The sequence below is a fragment of the Hyphomonas sp. GM-8P genome (assembly GCF_003263315.1).
In the GTDB taxonomy this organism is placed as follows: Bacteria; Pseudomonadota; Alphaproteobacteria; order Caulobacterales; family Hyphomonadaceae; genus Hyphomonas.
In genome coordinates, this window is the sequence record NZ_AWFE01000127.1 from 23,933 (window position 1) to 40,097 (window position 16,165).

The 16,165-nt window shown below is 60.9% G+C and carries 13 protein-coding genes; all 13 read left to right on the forward strand.

Annotated elements, in window-relative coordinates; all coding sequences use genetic code 11:
- Positions 1-4 precede the first annotated feature (4 nt).
- Positions 5-313: an NADH-quinone oxidoreductase subunit NuoK gene (nuoK, locus tag HY26_RS17300; protein ID WP_034765088.1), complete on the forward strand. Its 309-nt coding sequence runs from the start codon at positions 5-7 to the stop codon at positions 311-313.
- Between the two features lie 6 nt (positions 314-319).
- Positions 320-2,455, forward strand: a complete 2,136-nt coding sequence (nuoL, locus tag HY26_RS17305; RefSeq protein ID WP_034765085.1) for an NADH-quinone oxidoreductase subunit L — start codon at positions 320-322, stop codon at positions 2,453-2,455.
- On the forward strand, positions 2,455-3,951 hold the full coding sequence (locus tag HY26_RS17310) for an NADH-quinone oxidoreductase subunit M (protein WP_034765083.1): 1,497 nt from the start codon (positions 2,455-2,457) through the stop codon (positions 3,949-3,951). The genes nuoL and HY26_RS17310 overlap by 1 nt, the downstream gene beginning before the upstream one ends.
- Positions 3,952-3,957: 6 nt before the next feature.
- On the forward strand, positions 3,958-5,382 hold the full coding sequence (gene nuoN, locus HY26_RS17315; protein ID WP_034765080.1) for an NADH-quinone oxidoreductase subunit NuoN: 1,425 nt from the start codon (positions 3,958-3,960) through the stop codon (positions 5,380-5,382).
- Positions 5,379-6,116, forward strand: coding sequence for a biotin--[acetyl-CoA-carboxylase] ligase (locus HY26_RS17320; protein ID WP_034765078.1), 738 nt, complete (start codon positions 5,379-5,381; stop codon positions 6,114-6,116). The genes nuoN and HY26_RS17320 overlap by 4 nt, the downstream gene beginning before the upstream one ends.
- A 5-nt stretch (positions 6,117-6,121) precedes the next feature.
- Entirely contained in the window at positions 6,122-6,889 is a 768-nt protein-coding gene (locus HY26_RS17325) for a type III pantothenate kinase (RefSeq protein WP_034765075.1), read from the forward strand.
- 6 nt (positions 6,890-6,895) lie between these two features.
- Complete coding sequence (locus tag HY26_RS17330) at positions 6,896-8,584, forward strand: ribonuclease J (protein ID WP_034765073.1); 1,689 nt, start codon at positions 6,896-6,898, stop codon at positions 8,582-8,584.
- A 5-nt stretch (positions 8,585-8,589) separates the two neighbouring features.
- Entirely contained in the window at positions 8,590-9,018 is a 429-nt protein-coding gene (mce, locus tag HY26_RS17335) for a methylmalonyl-CoA epimerase (RefSeq protein WP_034765070.1), read from the forward strand.
- A complete protein-coding gene (locus HY26_RS17340) occupies positions 9,018-9,251 on the forward strand; it encodes a DUF1467 family protein (RefSeq protein ID WP_034765068.1) in 234 nt (77 codons plus the stop codon). The genes mce and HY26_RS17340 overlap by 1 nt, the downstream gene beginning before the upstream one ends.
- Positions 9,252-9,303: 52 nt before the next feature.
- The gene (gene proS / locus HY26_RS17345) at positions 9,304-10,623 is read left to right on the forward strand and encodes a proline--tRNA ligase (RefSeq protein WP_034765065.1); all 1,320 of its coding nucleotides are present in this window, start codon (positions 9,304-9,306) and stop codon (positions 10,621-10,623) included.
- Positions 10,620-11,906 carry an ABC transporter permease gene (locus tag HY26_RS17350; protein ID WP_034765062.1) on the forward strand — a complete coding sequence of 429 codons (1,287 nt, stop codon included), beginning with the start codon at positions 10,620-10,622 and terminating at the stop codon, positions 11,904-11,906. Before proS ends, HY26_RS17350 begins: the two co-directional genes overlap by 4 nt.
- Complete coding sequence (locus HY26_RS17355; protein ID WP_034765059.1) at positions 11,906-12,595, forward strand: ABC transporter ATP-binding protein; 690 nt, start codon at positions 11,906-11,908, stop codon at positions 12,593-12,595. The genes HY26_RS17350 and HY26_RS17355 overlap by 1 nt, the downstream gene beginning before the upstream one ends.
- A gap of 78 nt (positions 12,596-12,673) precedes the next feature.
- Positions 12,674-16,096 (forward strand): DNA polymerase III subunit alpha, encoded by a 3,423-nt coding sequence (dnaE, locus tag HY26_RS17360; RefSeq protein WP_112074222.1) that lies wholly within the window; start codon positions 12,674-12,676, stop codon positions 16,094-16,096.
- The last annotated feature ends 69 nt before the right edge of the window (positions 16,097-16,165 follow it).

Consider the following 16,165-nt stretch of genomic DNA (forward strand, 5'->3'; position numbering starts at 1 on the left):
ACCTATGGAACTCGGGCTTTCCCATTATCTCGCGGTGTCGGCCGCCCTGTTTACGATCGGGGTGGTGGGTATCTTCGTGAACCGGAAAAATATCATCGTCATCCTGATGGCGATCGAGCTGATCCTGCTTTCGGTGAACCTTAACCTGGTCGCCTTCTCGGTCTTCTCCGGTACAATCGCCGGACAGATCTTCGCCATGCTTGTGTTGACGGTTGCTGCCGCTGAGGCTGCCGTCGGTCTTGCCATCCTGGTCGTCTACTTCCGGAACCGCAGAGATATCTCGGTCGAGAACGTAGACCTGATGAAGGGCTAGGACGGTATGCTTTCTGACGCGCTTCTCCTTTTCATCGTCCTTGCGCCCGGCCTCGTGGCGCTGACGGGTCTGTTCCACAAGATTATCGGCGACAAGATCGTCATGTACGCCACCACCGGCGTTGTGCTGACGGCGGGTGCCCTGTCGCTTTTCCAGCTGTTCGCCTATGCCGCCGGAGTGGGTGGTCATGGCGGCGATGCCCATGGTGCCGCCGAACATGGCCATGCCGTGACGCAGCACATCATCACGCTGATGCCGTGGATCCATGTTGGCGACTTCCAGGCTGACTGGGCCATCCGTGTCGACACGCTGTCCATCGTCATGATGGCGGTGATCACCGGCGTGTCCGGCCTCGTGCACCTCTATTCCTGGGGATATATGAGCGAGGAGCCGCACAAGGCGCGCTTCTTCGCTTACCTGTCGCTCTTCACCTTCGCTATGCTGATGCTGGTGACCGCTGACAACTTCATCCAGCTTTTCTTCGGCTGGGAAGGTGTGGGCCTCGCATCCTATCTGCTGATCGGCTTCTGGTACCAGAACAAGGCGCCGAACGACGCCTCAATCAAGGCCTTCGTCACCAACCGTGTCGGCGACTTTGGCCTCGCGCTTGGCATCATGGCTGTGTTCTGCATCTACGGCACGGTTGAGTTCGCGCCCTTCATGGAAGCGCTGCGCGAGAACGCCATGGTGACCCCGATTGCCTTTGCAGATCCGGCGCCAGCGCGCGAAGTCATCATGAACTTCCTCGGCTACCGTGTCTGGGCGGTCGAAGTGATCGGCGTGCTGCTGTTCATCGGCGCGATGGGCAAGTCGGCCCAGTTCTTCCTGCACGTCTGGCTGCCGGACGCCATGGAAGGCCCGACGCCGGTTTCCGCCCTGATCCACGCCGCAACCATGGTGACCGCGGGCGTCTACCTCGTCTGCCTCCTCTCGCCGTTGTACGAATACACGCTCGTGGCGGCCGGCATGATCACGGTGGTCGGCGCCGTCACCGCTCTCTACGCCGCAACCGTCGGCATGGCGCAGAACGACATCAAGCGCGTCATCGCATATTCGACCTGTTCGCAGCTCGGTTACATGTTCTTCGCGGCAGGTGTCGGCGCCTATGAGGCGGCGATGTTCCACCTCTTCACGCACGCCTTCTTCAAGGCCCTCCTGTTCCTCGGCGCAGGTTCGGTGATCCATGGCATGCACCATGAGCAGGACATGCGGAAAATGGGTGGCCTCGCCAAGTTCATGCCGCTGACCTACGCAGCCATGATGGTCGGTACGATTGCTATCATCGGTCTCGGTGTTCCGCACACGAAGCTTGGTTTCGCCGGGTTCTTCTCGAAGGATGCGATCCTGGAGAGCGCCTTTGCGGGCGGTGTCGAACACGTTGCCTTCGGCCAGATGGCTTTCTGGTTCGGTATCGTCGCGGCCTTCCTGACCAGCTTCTATTCCTGGCGCCTCATCTACATGACGTTCCACGGACCGAGGGCTTCGGAAAGTGCTCATGATGATCACGCTCATGCGGCACAGGACGCTCATGATGACCATGCGCACGACGATCATGGACACGACCACGATCACACGCCGCATGAGAGCCCTATGGTCATGCTCATCCCGCTCGGCCTGCTCAGCCTGGGTGCGATTTTCGCGGGCTTCTTCTTCTATGATTACTTCGTCGACCATTCGAACGAAGCCTTCTGGGCCGGTGCGATCTATCGCGCCTCGGAGAACCATGTCCTCCATGCCCGCCACGAAGTGCCGGAATGGGTGATCTACGCGCCGCTGATCGTGACGCTGGGCGGCTTCTTGCTGGCCACGATGACCTATTTCTTCAATCGCGGCGTGGGCAAGCGCATCGCCGACACTGGTGGCCCGCTTTACTCGCTGTTCTACAACAAGTGGTACTTCGACGAGATCTACAACGCGACGCTGGTGCGTGGCGCGGCCTTCCTCGGCAACATCTTCTGGAAAGCTGACAAGAAGGTCATCGACGGTGTTGGCGCTGACGGCATGACTGCGCTGACCCTGTTCAGTGCCCGTCGCCTGTCGGCCATGCATACCGGCCGCCTGTATCACTATGCATTTGTAATCATTGGCGCAGCTCTCGTCTTCGGGGCGCTTATGTGGCTGAACGCCGGAGGGGCAAACTAATGGGCGGTTTTCCCATTCTATCGGCGCTGACCTTCCTGCCGCTGGTTGGCGCACTGATCATCATGGCCGTGCGCGCAGCGACGGCTGGCAGCAGCTCGTCCGAGTCCGCCAATGAGGGGCGCACCGCGCTTCTGGCTGGCCTCGTCATTTCCGGCGCGACCTTCCTCGTTTCGCTGGCGGCGTTCTTCTATTACGATCCGTCGACGCCGGGCTATCAGCTGGTTGAACAGCATGTCTGGTATCAGTCGATCAGCTACAAGCTGGGCATTGATGGCCTGTCACTGCCGCTGATCCTGCTGACGACGTTCCTTACGCCGATTTGCCTTCTGGCCAGCTGGAATTCGATCCACACGCGGGTGACGGAATATGTCGTTGCCTTCCTGGTGCTCGAGACCTTCATGATCGGCGTGTTCACCGCACTCGACCTGGTCCTGTTCTACATCTTCTTCGAAGCCGGCCTGATCCCGATGTTCCTGATCATTGGTATCTGGGGTGGCAAGGACAAGATCTACGCCGCGTTCAAGTTCTTCCTCTACACGCTGCTTGGCTCGCTCCTGATGCTGGTCGCGGTTGTATACATGTACATCACGGCCGGCAGCTCCGACTTTGAAGTGCTTGAGAAGTTCGCCTTTGATCCGCATGTCCAGACCTGGCTATGGCTGGCCTTCATGGCGTCCTTCGCGGTGAAGCTGCCGATGTGGCCGGTCCACACATGGCTTCCAGATGCGCACGTTCAGGCGCCGACGGCGGGTTCGGTCATCCTGGCAGGTGTCCTGCTGAAGATGGGCGGCTACGGCTTCCTGCGCTTCTCGCTGCCGATGTTCCCGGATGCGAGCCAGCTGTTCCAGCCGGCCATGTTCGCACTGGCTGTTGTTGCCATCGTCTACACATCGCTGGTCGCGTGGCGCCAGACAGACATGAAGAAGCTGATCGCTTACTCGTCTGTCGCGCATATGGGCTTCGTGACGCTTGGCGTTTTCTCTTTCACCGAAATCGGTGTGCAGGGCGCGATCTTCCAGATGATCAGCCACGGCTTCATCTCCGGCGCGCTCTTCCTGATCGTCGGCGTCGTCTACGACCGCATGCACACCCGCGAGATCGCGGCCTATGGCGGCCTCGTTCACCGGATGCCGGTCTATGCGACCCTGTTCATGCTGTTCACGATGGCGAATGTCGGCCTGCCGGGCACGTCGGGCTTCATCGGTGAGATCCTCACCATGGTCGGCGGCTTCCAGGCTTCGACCTGGGCGGCAGCTGGCGCTGCGCTGGGCGTCATTTTCTCGGCTGTCTACATGCTGACGCTCTACCGGCGCACCGTGTTCGGCCAGATCACCAATCCGGAGCTGAATGAACTCAAGGACATGAACCGGATCGAACTCGTTACTATCGTTCCGTTGGCGCTGCTGACGCTGCTGTTCGGCGTCGCGCCCAACCTGATCTTTAACCTGACCGAGGGCGCTACCCAGAGCATCCTCTCGCTGATGGCCGGAGGCTGATCGCCCATGCTCGACTTCACTGCCATGACCCTGGCGATCGGGCCGGAACTCTGGCTCGCCGCCACAGGCCTGCTGGGCGTGCTGCTCGGTGCGCTGCTCAAGGACAGCTTTAACGGATTGTCGTTCAAGTTCGGGGCGCTCGTCCTGTTCGTTGCCGCTGGTATCGCGGCTTTGACCTATCAGGGCGGCGAAGCCTTCAACGGCCTTGTAGAAACCAACACGTTCGTGAACTTCGCCAAGATCGTTTCGTTCATTGTGGGCGGACTTGCGCTTGTGATGTCAGAAGGCTTCCTGAAGCGTCACGAGACGGCCCGCTATGAATATGCGTTGCTGACGATCTTTGCCTCGCTCGGCATGGGCATCATCCTGTCTGCGTCGAACCTGATGACGCTCTATATGGGTATCGAGACGCTCAGCCTTTCGTCCTATGTGCTCGCCGCGTTCCATCGCGATTCCGCGCGCTCTTCGGAAGCGGGCCTGAAATATGTCATCCTCGGCTCGCTGGCCTCCGGTATGCTGCTCTACGGCGCATCGCTGGTCTACGGCTTCTCCGGCACGACCTTCTATGCAGGCATCGCCGCGGCGGATCTCTCTGTTGGTCTGATGTTCGGCATGGTTCTGATGATCGTCGGCCTGGCCTTCAAGGTCTCGGCAGCCCCGATGCACGTCTGGACACCGGATGTCTATGAAGGTGCCCCGACACCGGTCGGTGCATTCTTCGGTGCCGCGCCGAAGATGGCTGCCATGGTTGTGTTCGCCAATGTGATGTTTCAGGTCTTCGGCGATGCGATGGACCAGTGGCAGCTGATCATTGCGATCATCGCCGGCCTGTCCATGCTGATCGGCGCCTTCGGTGGCCTGACGCAGACCAATATCAAACGCCTGCTGGGCTATTCCTCGATCGCCAATGTTGGCTATGCGCTGGTCGCCGTGGCCGCGGGCAAGGAGCTTGGCGCCGGTCCGTTGCTGACCTTCATGACGCTCTATGTGGTTTCTTCGCTTGGCCTGTTTGCGGCTGTGCTTTCGATGCGCCGTCAGGGCGGCATGGTTGAAGGCATTTCCGAGCTGGGCGGCCTTATGAGCAAGCGCCCATTGCTTGCCATCGCGCTGTCGGTCCTGATCTGGTCCGTAGCCGGCCTGCCGCCGTTCGGCGGGTTCCTCGGCAAATGGGTCGTTCTGGAAGCAGGTGTCAGTGCAGGGCTCTACCCGCTGGCGATCATCCTCGTGCTCGCTTCGGTCGTGTCGCTTGGCTACTATCTGCGCCTGATCAAGATCATGTGGTTCGATGAGCCGACAGAACGCTTTGAAGCCATCGATGGCTCCGTCTCGCTGGTCGTGCTGGCTTCGTCCCTGTTCGTGATCGTGTTCATGATCTTCTTCTTCCTGCTGAGCGGGTGGACAGATCAGGCCGCGCTGGGGATCACGGCTTGAACCAAGCCTGGCCCGTCCATCGCTTCGATACGATAGACAGCACCAACACTGAGGCCCGGCGGCGGGCCCAGACCGGCGCGTTTGAGAATTGCTGGATCCTGGCAGACGAACAAACGGCGGGTCGGGGCAGGCTGCAGCGCAACTGGGCCTCGCCCAAAGGCAACATCTTCACTTCGGCGCTGTTCCGCGAACCGGGTGGCATCCAGGTCGCGTCTCGTATTCCATTTGCGGCGGCGCTCGCGGTCAGCGACACCGCGCTGGAATATGCGCCGGGCGCGGATGTGCGCGTCAAATGGCCCAATGACGTACGTGTGAACAAAGCCAAACTATCTGGCATCCTGATCGAAACCGGGCAGGACGAGCAGGGGCTCTGGGTCATCGCGGGCATGGGCGTGAACGTGGCTCAGGTGCCGCCTGAGGCCGGGCAGGCAGCGACTTGTCTTGCGGAGCTGTCAGGCCAGAAAGACCTTGATCATATTGAAGTATTTGGTTCCCTGACCCGCCATTTCATGACCCGGCTGGCGCAGGCGCGAGAGGGCTTCGGACCAGTACGGACCGACTGGCTGAAGCGCGCCGAGGGGCTGGGCAGTATGGTGCGGGTCTCGCCTGGCGGTGTGCCGGTCGAAGGCGTGTTCGAGGACATGGCTGCAGATGGGGGGCTGATCCTCAGATTGCCGGATGGATCGCGACAGACCATAAGGGCCGGCGATGTACATCTTATTGGAGAGGTCTGACGCGGATGCTGCTCGCTATCGACGTTGGCAACACGAATACGGTCTTCGGTATCCATGACGGAAATGCATGGGTGAACCAGTGGCGTAGTGCTACCGACCCGACAAAGACTGCAGACGACCACGCCGCCTGGCTGTGGCGGCTGGCGGACATGCACGGGGCCGATCTCAGCCTGATCAATGGCTGCGTGATCTCGACCGTTGTGCCTCAAGCCGTATTCAACTTCCGCAACCTTGCCCGCCGCTACCTGCATGTGGAGCCGATGTTTATCGGCGACCCGAGCCTGAAGACGGGTATGGAAATCCGCATCAAACGGCCGGAGCAGGTGGGGGCCGACCGGATCGTCAGCGCGCTTGGCGCACATAAGCAATATCCGGGCAATCTGATCGTGATCGACAGTGGCACCGCCACAACGTTCGATGTCGTCGCGGAGGATGGCGCGTTTGAAGGCGGCATCATTTCTCCGGGGATCAACTTGTCCGTGAAGGCACTGCACGATGCCGCTGCGCAGCTGCCGCGCATCGCGATCCAGCGCCCCCCGCAGGTGATCGGACAGGATACCATCTCGGCCATGCAGTCCGGCGTGTTCTGGGGTTATATCGACCTGATCGACGGGCTCGTGAACCGGATCAAGGAAGAGTACGGCAAACCGATGAGCGTTGTTGCCACCGGCGGTGTGGCTTCCCTGTTCGAAGGCGCCAGCGAGACAATCGATCATTACGACCAGGACCTCCTCATTCGGGGCCTCCTGGAAATCTATCGTCTGAACAAATAGGACCTCATGCCCGATAAAGCTTCCTCCCGGGACGAACTCGTCTTCCTGCCACTTGGCGGTTGCGGCGAAATCGGCATGAACCTCAATGCCTACGGGTTCGGCCCGCCGGAAGCGCGCCGCTGGATCCTGGCGGATCTGGGCGTGACGTTCGGCAGCGACGATACGCCGGGTGTTGACCTGATCTGTGCGGATCCGGACTATCTGATTGGCGAGCATATCGACGCCGTTTTCCTGACCCACGCGCATGAAGATCATATCGGTGCCGTCGGTCTGATCTATCCGCGCCTTGGCATCAGGGCGCCGATCTATGCGACACCGTTCACAGCAGAACTCGTCCGTTCCAAGATGGAAGAGCGCGGTGTCGATACGGGCGCTCTGAAAGTGATCTCGATGGGCGGCAAGGTTCAGGCTGGGCCGTTCGAAGTGACCTACGTTACGCTGACGCATTCCATTCCTGAGCCCAACGCGCTGGCCATCCGCACACCTGCGGGCCTGGTCCTCCATACAGGCGACTGGAAGATCGACCCGGATCCGCAAATCGGTTCGACAACGGATATTTCCGGTTTGACCGCACTTGGCGATGAAGGCGTGCTCGCCATGGTCTGCGATTCCACGAACGTGTTCGAGGAAGGCGAGTCCGGATCTGAAGAAACGGTCCGTCAGGGACTTGTGGAACTGATCGCGCAGCAGAAGACGGGTGCGGTCGCCGTTACGACGTTCGCGTCCAATGTGGCACGCGTGAAGTCCATCATTGATGCTGCGACGCAGGCAGACCGGCACGTGTGCCTCGTCGGGCGCAGCATGCACAAGATCACAAATGCCGCGAAAGCTGTCGGTATCCTGCCGCCGAAACTGGAGTTCGTGGACGAGAGCGAAGCAGGTCATTTCCCGCCGGAGCACATCCTCTATCTATGCACCGGCAGCCAGGGTGAGCCGAGGGCAGCCCTGTCCCGTATCGCGCGCGGTGACCACCGTCACGTGATCCTTCGGGAAGGCGACACGGTCATTTTCTCTTCCAGACAAATCCCTGGGAACGAGAAAGGCATCTTCGAGCTTCAGAACGGTCTGGCCGAAAAAGGCATCCGTGTGATCACGCCGCGCATGGTTCCGCAGAAGATCCATGTATCGGGTCATCCGTGCCGCGACGAACTGCGCCGTATGTACCAGTGGGTGCGGCCGCGCATTTCCGTGCCCGTACACGGCGAACGCCGGCACATCATGGAGCATGCAGCCTATGCGCGCTCCCTTCAGGTGTCCGAGGCGATCACGCCGCGCAATGGCAGCCTTGTCCGCCTTGCGCCCGGGCCGGCTGAGATTCTCGACGAAGTGCCGAATGGCCGACTTTTCCTGGATGGCAATCAACTCGTGCCGGAAGGCGCGCAGGGGATTCAGGAGCGCCGGAAACTGTCGTGGAATGGTGTGGTTTTCGCGAGCGTCTCGCTCGACGGACACGGCAACATTATGGATGGGCCCGTCGTGGTCGTGAAAGGCTTTTCAGAGCCTGACGGTCGGCTCGCAGACGAAAGCCTTGAAACTCTCGAAGAGGCGGCCGACATTGCTGTCAGCAATATGAAACGCAAGGACCGCTTCGATGACGATGCGGTCGAGCGGGCCATCGGCCGCGCGCTTCGAAAGGCCGCAGAGACAGCCTGGGGCATGCGCCCGATGATCGAAGTCGTTGTTTTGAGGACCTGAGTATCATGAGTGAATTCAAGATCGGACCGTTGAACCATGTTGGCGTGGCCGTGCCGGACCTGGAAGAAGCCTGCGAAACCTATCGCACGCTCTACGGCGCGACGGACATCACCACCCCCTTCGACATGCCGGAACAGGGCGTGAAAGTCTGCTTCGTAAACCTGCCCAACAGCCAGATCGAGCTGATCGAGCCGCTGAACGAAGAGTCCCCGATCCACAACTTCATCCAGAAGAACCCGAAGGGCGGCCAGCACCATGTCTGCTTCGAGGTGGACGACATCAATGAGGCTGTCGAAGAGATGGGCAAACGCGGTGCCACCGTGCTCGGCAAGCCTCGCATAGGCGCCCATGGCACGATGATCATCTTCGTTCACCCGAAGAACTCAAACGGCGTCCTGATCGAACTGATGGAAAGCCCGAAAGGCGCTCACTAATGCAATTCATGAGTGGGCTGGTCGTCTTCACGATCGCCTGGTGGGTCTGCTTTTTCACGGTCCTTCCCATTGGCGTCAAAGGCCAGTGGGAAGACGGATCGACGATTGAGGGAACCGAAGAAGCAGCGCCCAAGCACCATATGGTTGGCAAAAAAGCGCTGTGGGCCACGATGGGGGCGGTTGTGATCACGGCAATCGCCGCGGTCGTCGTGCCACGCCTGCTTGCGCAATAGGTGCCCCTGCGGCTAGGTGAGCCGCGTTTTACAACAAGTCCCCGGGGATTCGATGCGGCTTTCCAGATACTTCCTGCCCGTTTCCAAGGAAGCGCCGGCAGATGCGGCCATTGTCTCGCACAAGCTGATGCTGCGCACCGGCATGGTGCGCCAGAACGGGGCAGGCATCTACACCTGGCTGCCGCTGGGCTTCCGCGTCCTGAAGAAGATCGAACAGATCGTGCGGGAAGAAATGGACCGCGCTGGCGCTATCGAGCTCCTCATGCCGACGCTGCAGCAGGCCGACCTCTGGCGGGAATCCGGCCGTTACGACGATTATGGCAAGGAGATGCTGCGCATCACGGACCGGCACGACCGGGACATGCTCTACGGCCCGACCAATGAAGAGCTGATCACCGATGTCTTCCGCTCTTATGTGAAGAGCTACAAGCAGCTGCCGCTGAACCTGTATCACCAGCAGTGGAAGTTCCGCGACGAAGTGCGTCCGCGTTTCGGCGTCATGCGGGGCCGCGAATTCCTGATGAAGGACGCCTACTCCTTCGACCTGACGGAAGACGGTGCCCGCGTCGCCTACTACAAGATGTTCTGTGCTTACCTGAACGCATTCAGCCGCATGGGCCTCACCGCCGTGCCGATGCGCGCCGACACCGGCCCGATTGGCGGGGAACTCAGCCACGAATTCATTATCCTGGCCGATACAGGTGAAAGCGCCGTCTTCTGTGACAAGACGCTTCTGGATATGGAGCCGCCGGGGCTGGATCTCGACTTTGAGGGCGATCTCACCGGCGAAGTGGAAAAACGCACGCAATACTATGCGGCTACCGAAGAGATGCACGACGAAGCGGCGTTCGCCGCCATTCCGCAAGACCGTCAGGTCTCCGCGCGCGGCATTGAAGTCGGCCACATCTTCAATTTCGGCACCAAGTATTCGAAGCCGATGAACGCCGTGGTTCAGGGGCCGGATGGCCAGATGGTGCCGGTCCAGATGGGCAGCTATGGCATCGGCGTCTCTCGCCTTGTCGGAGGCATCATCGAAGCCTGTCATGACGACAACGGCATCGTGTGGCCGGAATCGGTTGCGCCGTTCCATGTCGGCCTGATCAACATGCGCGTCGGTGACGAAGGCTGTGACAAGGCTTGTGGTGATCTCTACGAACAACTCGAAGCCGCTGGCATCGACACGCTGTATGACGACACGGATGACCGTGCCGGCGCCAAGTTCGCGCGGATGGATCTCATCGGCCTGCCATGGCAGCTGGTGATCGGCCCCAAAGGCCTTGAAAAGGGCATAGTTGAAGTCAAGAACCGCAAGACCGGCGAGAAGGTGGAGTTGCCTTTCGCTGAAGTCGTTGCAAAGGTTACGCCCGCATGAGTCAGGCCGCTGCGCCATTCGGACGTCTCGAACGAACCCTGGCCTGGCGGTACCTGCGCGCCAAGCGTGAGCATGGCGGCGCGAGCCTGATCTCGATCATCTCCTTTGTCGGAATCTTCTTTGCTGTTGCGGCGCTGATCATCACCATGTCGATCATGAGCGGTTTTCGCGCGACGCTGCTGGACGCGCTGCTGGGCGGCCAGCCGCATGTCTATGCGGTCGTCAATCAGTACACAGAGGCCGAAGCCGAAGCGCTTGCCGACAAGATCCGCGAGATCCCCGGGATCACGAGTGCATCGCCCTATATCGAAGAATACGTCCTCGTCACCGCCAATGGCCGCAAGACCGGCGCCGTCGTCCGCGCGATGCGCAACGAGGACCTGTCGACCCTCGCATTCCTGAAGGACCATGGGCAGGCCGCCATCGATGCGGGGTTCGGAGTCGGCAGGAATGGCGGCAATACGATTATGATGGGCTCTTTCCTGGCGGCGGGCCGGGAAGGGCTGGGCGTCATCCCCGGTGATAAGGTCGAGATCATCACCACCGGTACGAATGCCAGCGTCATGGGCGCCACGCCACGCTCGAAGGCCTATACGGTGGGCGAGATCTTCTCCACTGGAAGTGTCGAGCTCGACATGGCTTATATCTTCATGCCGATGGACCAGGCGCAGATCCTGTTCCAGTCCAAGGATCACTATCAGATGCTGGATATCCGGCTGAAGGATCCGGACAAGACGCAGGAGGCGATGCAGGCCATAGCGCTCGCCACCGGCAATGCTGTGCGCATGTATGACTGGAAAAGCCAGCGCGCGGCCTACCTGAACGCCCTGAAAGTGGAGCGTACCATGGTTCGCCTGCTTGTCATGGTGATCATGGGTATCGCCACGCTGAACATCATCGTCGGCGTTGTCATGCTGGTGAAGAACAAGACCCGCGATATCGCGATCCTGCGCACCATCGGCCTCGGCCGGGGCGGGGTGCTGCGCGTTTTCCTGATGGTCGGGACCGTGCTCGGTACGCTCGGCGCGCTGCTCGGCATGACGATCGGCGTTCTGTTCATCCTGAACATCGGCGCCATTGAAGCCTTCATCAATCTGTTCATGGACGGCGGCAAAGTGTTTGACGCGGAGACTTACGGGCTCGCGCACCTGCCGGCGATCCTCGACTGGGGCGACGTGTTCAGCACGGGCCTCTATGCCCTCGCCATGTCGGCCGGTGTGTCCCTTATCCCGGCCTGGTGGGCCTCCCGCCAGGATCCGGTCAGCGCGTTGAGGTTCGAGTGATGACGGCCCCCGTGCTCGAACTCTCCGGCATCAACCGCGCCTACAAGACGGCGGCGGGGGAGCTGAACGTGCTGTCCGGTGCGGAGCTGAAGCTGCAGGCGGGTGAACTGGTCGGCCTGATCGGCCCGTCAGGCTCCGGCAAGTCCACCCTGTTGCACACTGCCGGACTGCTGGAACGGCCAGAGGCGGGCACCGTGCTGCTGGATGGCGTCGATTGCCTGAAGCTGGACGACAAGTCCCGCACCGCGCTGCGCCGCTCCAAGATCGGCTTCGTCTACCAGTTCCACCACCTGCTGCCGGAGTTCAACGCGGCGGACAATGTGGCCATGCCGCTGATGATTGCAGGCGTCAGCCGCAAGGCCGCCCGCGAGAAGGCCTCGGAACTGCTGGCCGAAATGGGCCTCGACCACCGGGCAGACCACCAGCCGGGTCAGATGTCCGGCGGGGAGCAGCAGCGAGTCGCCATCGCCCGGGCGCTCGCCAACACGCCGCGTCTTGTCATCGCCGACGAGCCGACGGGCAATCTCGACCCCGCGACGACCGAACGGGTGTTTGCCACCTTCATCAAGATGGCCCGGGAAGAGGGCGCCGCCGTGCTTGTGGCGACTCACAATCATGCACTGACGGCCCATATGGACCGCGTTCTGACGCTGGAAGACGGAAAACTGGTTCCCTACGAACCGGAATAAGCTGTGAAAACCGGGCATTGCTGTCTGGTCTGGCGAGGGTTGGCCATGCAGTTTATCCTCCCCTGAGGAGAGATTGCCTTGCCCGAGTCGCCCTTCATCCATCTGGCCATCCGTTCCAGCTATTCGCTGCTGGAAAGCATGATTTCGCCCAAGGACGTGAAGGCCTGGTGTGAGGAGCACCTGGTGCCTGCGGTCGCCATCACCGACCGCAACAATCTGTTCGGGGCGCTTGAAATATCCCTCACGCTTTCTGGAGCTGGTATTCAGCCCATCATGGCGTGCTGTTTCGATGTTGTAGAGGACGTGCCAAGGGCCGAGCCGTCGCGCCTGTCGCTCTATGCCCAGAACGAGACAGGCTACCGCCGCCTGATGTACCTGTCGTCGCGCGCCTATCTGGACGCGGCGGACGGCGTGCCGAAACTCTCGCGCGCACTGGTCATGGAACAGACCGACGGCCTGATCGTGCTGACCGGCGGCGCCGAGGGTGAGGTCGCAAAACATCTGCTCAAAGGCCGGGTGGCAGATGCACGGACGGAACTGTCCACGCTGGCGAGCGCCTATCCGGGGCGGTGCTATGTCGAGATCACACGCCACGGCACGCCGGATGAACGCGCCGTTGAAGAAGGACTCATCCAACTGGCCTATGAGCTGGAGCTGCCTTTGGTAGCGACGCATGATGCGCGCTTCATGAAGAAAAGCGACGCGCAGGCGCATGACGCCATGATGTGTATTTCCAATGGCGAATATCTGGGCCAGCCGGACCGCAAGCAGGTGAGCGCCCAGCAATACTTGAAATCGCCTTCGGAAATGCGTCTGCTGTTCGCGGACCTGCCGGAAGCCATCGAGAACACGGTCGAGATCGCCCAGCGCTGTTCGGTGAAGGCCGAGACGCATAAGCCGATCCTGCCGAACTTCTCGAACGAAGGGCGGTCTGAGGCAGAAGAACTGCGCAAGCAGGCGCTGGAGGGCCTCGAATTCCGCCTCAAGGAAGCCGACCGGCTGTATGCCGAGCGTGAGACATATTTCGAACGGCTGGACTATGAACTCGGCATCATCGAGCGGATGGGGTTCCCGGGCTACTTCCTGATCGTTTCGGACTTCATCAAATGGGCCAAGGATCAGGGCATTCCGGTCGGGCCGGGCCGGGGCTCCGGTGCGGGCTCGCTGGTTGCCTGGGTTCTCCTGATTACGGACCTTGATCCGCTACGCTTCGATCTTCTGTTCGAACGCTTTCTGAACCCCGAACGTGTTTCGATGCCAGACTTCGACGTCGACTTCTGTCAGGAACGACGGGGCGAGGTGATCCGCTATGTTCGCGACAAGTATGGTGCGGACTCAGTCGCCATGATCATCACTTTCGGTACGCTGCAGGCGAAGGCTGTGGTGCGCGATGTGGGGCGCGTCATGCAGATGCCTTACGGTCAGGTGGACCGTCTGGCGAAGCTGATCCCGTTCAATCCGGCCAATCCGCCGAAGCTTCAGGAAGCGATCGACGACGAGCCGAAATTCTATGAGGAGATGGACGCCGATGAGCGCGTTGGCGAACTCCTCAAGATCGCGCTGAAACTGGAAGGCAAATACCGGAACGCAGGCACACACGCCGCCGGTGTCGTGATCGGTGACCGGCCGCTCGTGGAGCTGGTGCCGCTCTATAACGATCCGAGGGCAGACCTTCCGGCCACCCAGTTCAACATGAAATATGCCGAGATGGCCGGACTGGTGAAGTTTGACTTCCTCGGCCTGAAGACCCTGACAGTCATCGACCGCGCCCTGAAATTCATCCGGCGGGACGGCAAGGATGTCGGTCCGGAATGGAAAAGTCTGGACGATCAGGACACGTACGACATGATGGGCGGCGGTGACACGCTCGGCGTCTTCCAGCTGGAAGGCGCGGGCATGCGCGATACGCTGAAGAAGGTGCGTCCGCACAGTCTTGAAGACGTGATCGCTATCATCTCGCTCTATCGTCCGGGCCCGATGGAAAACATCCCGGTCTATATCGAGGGCAAGGAAAATCCCGAGGGCGTCCAGTACGCCCACCCGGACCTGAAGCCTGTTCTGGAAGCCACGTATGGCGTGCCGGTCTATCAGGAACAGGTCATGCGGATGGCGCAGGAGATTGCCGGCTATTCGCTCGGCGATGCTGACCTGCTGCGCCGTGCCATGGGTAAGAAAAAGCTGGAAGAGATGATTGCCCAGCGCCAGCGCTTCGTCGAGGGCGCGGCAAAGAACAAGGGCATGGAAGCCCCGCTGGCCAACGAAATCTTCGATACGATGGAGAAGTTCGCAGGCTACGGCTTCAACAAGTCCCACGCCGCGGCCTATGCCCTGATCGGCTATCATACCGGCTACCTGAAGCGCCACTTCACGGTGGAGTTCCTGGCCGCCTCGATGAGCCTCGATCTCGGCAACACCGACAAGCTTGCCGCCTTCTTCCAGGAAGCCAAGCGGCTGAAGATCCCGGTCATCGCGCCGGACGTGAACAGCTCGACTGCTGACTTCGATGTGCGCGATGGGGCAATCGTCTACGCGCTGGGTGCGCTGAAAGGCGTTGGCCTCGAAGCGATGAAACATGTCGTGGCGATCCGCGAGCAGGACGGCCCGTTCAAGGACATCTACGACTTCGCCGAACGGGTCGATCCGAAGCATGTGAACAAGAAGGCCTTCGAATCCCTCGCCAAGGCGGGGGCGTTCGACTGTTTTGACAAGAACCGGGCGCGCGTGCTCGCCGGGGCGCCGATGCTGGCTCAGATGGCGGCAAGTGCGGCGGAAGACCGGATGGGCGGCCAGGGCGGCCTGTTTGGCGATGCCGAGCCAGCTTTGCGCCCGGTCCTGCCGTCGGCCAAGGCGTGGAATGGCCAGCAGAAGCTGGATGAGGAGTTTCGCTCCATCGGGTTCTACTTCTCCGGCCACCCGCTGGACGATGTCCTCTCGGGCCTCGACCGGGAGCGTATCACCCTCGCAATGGAGATCGAGGAGCGGGCTTCGGACGGCAAGCCTATCGAAATGATCGGAATCGTGCGCCTGCGCTCCGACAAGCCGGCCCGCAATGGCGGCAAGTTTGCCTTCCTCACCCTGTCCGATCCGACGGGCGAGGTTGAGATGATGGTCTTCCCGGAAACCCTGTCCCAGAATTACGACCTGCTGCAGGTGGGCAACGCTGTTGCGGTGACTGTTGGGGTGAAGCGGAACGGGGAAGAGATCCGCCTCAATGCCGAAAGGGTCCTGCCACTGGAATCGGCCCGTCTCAGCCGGGGCATGGGGGCGTTGAAGGTGCGTCTCGCCGTGGGGGCCAATCCGGCGGAGATCGCGGGCGTGGTCGGTCACCTCGCCAAGCTGCCTGATACCGAGCGCGGTGACATTCTGGTCGAGGTGCCGCTGGAGGATGGCCGGCTGGTGATTCTGAAGCTGCCGGCGACCTACACGATCAGCCTGAAAGCCCAGCGGGCATTGAAGGACGTGCCAGGCGTGGAGCGTGTGGAGCCCCTGAAAGCCGCCTGATGCTCCATCTAGGGCATGCCGGGTTCATGACATAGTCCAGTATAGTCATGAAATGATCACCTGAAGTCC

Coding starts and splice junctions, on each gene's coding strand:
- proS (WP_034765065.1), top strand. CDS start 9,304: ATGCGGCTTTCCAGATACTTCCTGCCCGTTTCCAAGGAAGCGCCGGCA.
- nuoK (WP_034765088.1), top strand. CDS start 5: ATGGAACTCGGGCTTTCCCATTATCTCGCGGTGTCGGCCGCCCTGTTT.
- nuoL (WP_034765085.1), top strand. CDS start 320: ATGCTTTCTGACGCGCTTCTCCTTTTCATCGTCCTTGCGCCCGGCCTC.
- nuoN (WP_034765080.1), top strand. CDS start 3,958: ATGCTCGACTTCACTGCCATGACCCTGGCGATCGGGCCGGAACTCTGG.
- HY26_RS17355 (WP_034765059.1), top strand. CDS start 11,906: ATGACGGCCCCCGTGCTCGAACTCTCCGGCATCAACCGCGCCTACAAG.
- HY26_RS17325 (WP_034765075.1), top strand. CDS start 6,122: ATGCTGCTCGCTATCGACGTTGGCAACACGAATACGGTCTTCGGTATC.
- HY26_RS17350 (WP_034765062.1), top strand. CDS start 10,620: ATGAGTCAGGCCGCTGCGCCATTCGGACGTCTCGAACGAACCCTGGCC.
- HY26_RS17330 (WP_034765073.1), top strand. CDS start 6,896: ATGCCCGATAAAGCTTCCTCCCGGGACGAACTCGTCTTCCTGCCACTT.
- HY26_RS17340 (WP_034765068.1), top strand. CDS start 9,018: ATGCAATTCATGAGTGGGCTGGTCGTCTTCACGATCGCCTGGTGGGTC.
- HY26_RS17310 (WP_034765083.1), top strand. CDS start 2,455: ATGGGCGGTTTTCCCATTCTATCGGCGCTGACCTTCCTGCCGCTGGTT.
- mce (WP_034765070.1), top strand. CDS start 8,590: ATGAGTGAATTCAAGATCGGACCGTTGAACCATGTTGGCGTGGCCGTG.